This window comes from Embleya sp. NPDC005971, assembly GCF_040629175.1.
GTDB lineage: Bacteria > Actinomycetota > Actinomycetes > Streptomycetales > Streptomycetaceae > Embleya.
This window is the reverse complement of record NZ_JBEXUX010000181.1, coordinates 1-1,770: the sequence shown is the minus strand read 5'-3', so window position 1 is coordinate 1,770 and position 1,770 is coordinate 1. Positions and strand designations below refer to the sequence as shown.

Here is a 1,770-nt window from a genome sequence, read left to right as displayed (position 1 = left end):
CCACCCCCCAGGTCATGCGTTCGACAGGGGGCAAAAGCCATGCCGGACCCGGAGGCCAGGAGCCCCATTTCAGGACCACGAAAAAGGTAACGGGGCTTGCCGGGCGGGGCGGGGCGTCACCCACAGGGGCCGGGCGTCACTCACTTGGGTGAATTCATGATCCCCAGGGGCGGAGTTGTGCACAGGCATCGAGGCACCTCGGCCGGCTCGGGACGCCGCGCGGCACGGTGGGAACGCGGCTCGACCCTCGTTTCCTGCCCCGGTTCCGGCGAGGGTCGGGCCGCACCCACCCGCTGCCCGCTGGAGGTGCGATGTCCCTTTCGGGATCGTTCGGAGCCCCGCCCGGTCCGTCGTTCGGCCCGCCGTTCCGGTCCGCGCCGGCCCCGCGCGCCCGGCCGCCGTGGCGCCGCGTGCTGGCTCGGCATCGACGCGGCCTGGCCGCGCTGTCGGCCGCCGTCGCGGTGCTCGCGGTGATCGTGGCGGTCCGCCCGACCCCGGCGCCGACCGGAGCGGTCCTGGTGGCCGCGCGCGATCTGCCCGCGGGCAGCACCCCCGGGCCCGCCGATCTGGCCCTGGTCGCATTGCCGACTGCCTTGCACCCGGCCGGAGTTCTGCACGCGGTCGGGCAGGCCACCGGGGTCGCACTGACCGGTCCGCTGCGCCGGGGCGAGCCGGTGACCGACGTCCGGGTGGCCCACCCCGGCGGCCCGCACGACCCGGGCACCGTGATCCTGCCCGCGCGCTTCGCGGACGCCGACGCGGTGGCCGTACTGCGCCCCGGCGACCGGATCGACGTGCTGGCCGCACCCGCGCCCGAGCATCCCGGTCCAGCCCGGCTGATCGTCCCCGCCGCGATCGTGGTGGCCCGACCGACCGCGACCGGCTCCTCCGCCGGGGCCCTGCTGATCCTCGAAGTGCCCCGCACGGTCGCCGCCGAACTCGCGGGCGCGGCGGGGGGTTCGGTGCTGACCTATACCATCCACAGGTTCGTGGGCGGCCCTGTTGCGACGAATCGCGAATGACAGCAGACTCGTGCGAGTTGTCCGGCTTCATGGGGTATTCCGCGATTTTTACGGTCTTCGGCCTTGATCATCGGCCGGATCGCCCCGACGAGGCTTCGACCGATCAAGATCGATGGGAATCAAGCAGTGGGCGGCTTCAAGAAGTTCCTCATGCGCGGAAACGTCGTGGACCTGGCCGTGGCCGTGGTCATCGGCGCCGCGTTCACCGCGGTCGTGAACGCGTTCGTGAAGGGGATGATCAACCCCGTGGTGGGTGCCCTCGGCACCAAGAACCTGGACGGGTACACGTCATGCATCAAGGGCCCGTGCGGCGTCGACGCGAACGGCGAGGCGACCGGCGTGCAACTGCTGTGGGGCTCGGTCCTCGGCGCCGGACTGACCTTCCTGATCACCGCGGCGGTCGTGTACTTCCTGCTCGTGCTACCGCTCAACCACATGATGGAAAAGCGTAAGCGGGCCCTGGGCCACGCCGGCGAGAAGGAGCTCAGCGAGGCCGAACTCCTCGTCGAGATCCGCGATCTGCTCTCCCAGCGGCTCAACCCGGAGGCGGACCCCGGCCACGGGGTCACCGGGTCGGGCTCCTCCCGCTCCGACACCTGATCGATCGGCAACACCCGAGCAGGACCGGTCGCACTCCTGCGGGACGCACGCGAGACGGCGGGCCGCCACGGCGAAGGACATGCGGCTGTCGATGGACGGACTCGACGGTGACGCCGAGTTCACCAACATCGACATCGGTGTCGACGCC

2 protein-coding genes are annotated in these 1,770 nt (G+C 71.5%); both read left to right on the top strand.

Going from position 1 to position 1,770, the window contains the following annotated elements:
• Nucleotides 1-311 precede the first annotated feature (311 nt).
• On the top strand, nt 312-1,022 hold the full coding sequence (locus ABZ374_RS48450) for an SAF domain-containing protein (RefSeq protein WP_360325224.1): 711 nt from the start codon (nt 312-314) through the stop codon (nt 1,020-1,022).
• A gap of 126 nt (nt 1,023-1,148) precedes the next feature.
• Nucleotides 1,149-1,622, top strand: coding sequence for a large conductance mechanosensitive channel protein MscL (gene mscL / locus ABZ374_RS48445; RefSeq protein ID WP_360325221.1), 474 nt, complete (start codon nt 1,149-1,151; stop codon nt 1,620-1,622).
• Nucleotides 1,623-1,770: the final 148 nt, after the last annotated feature.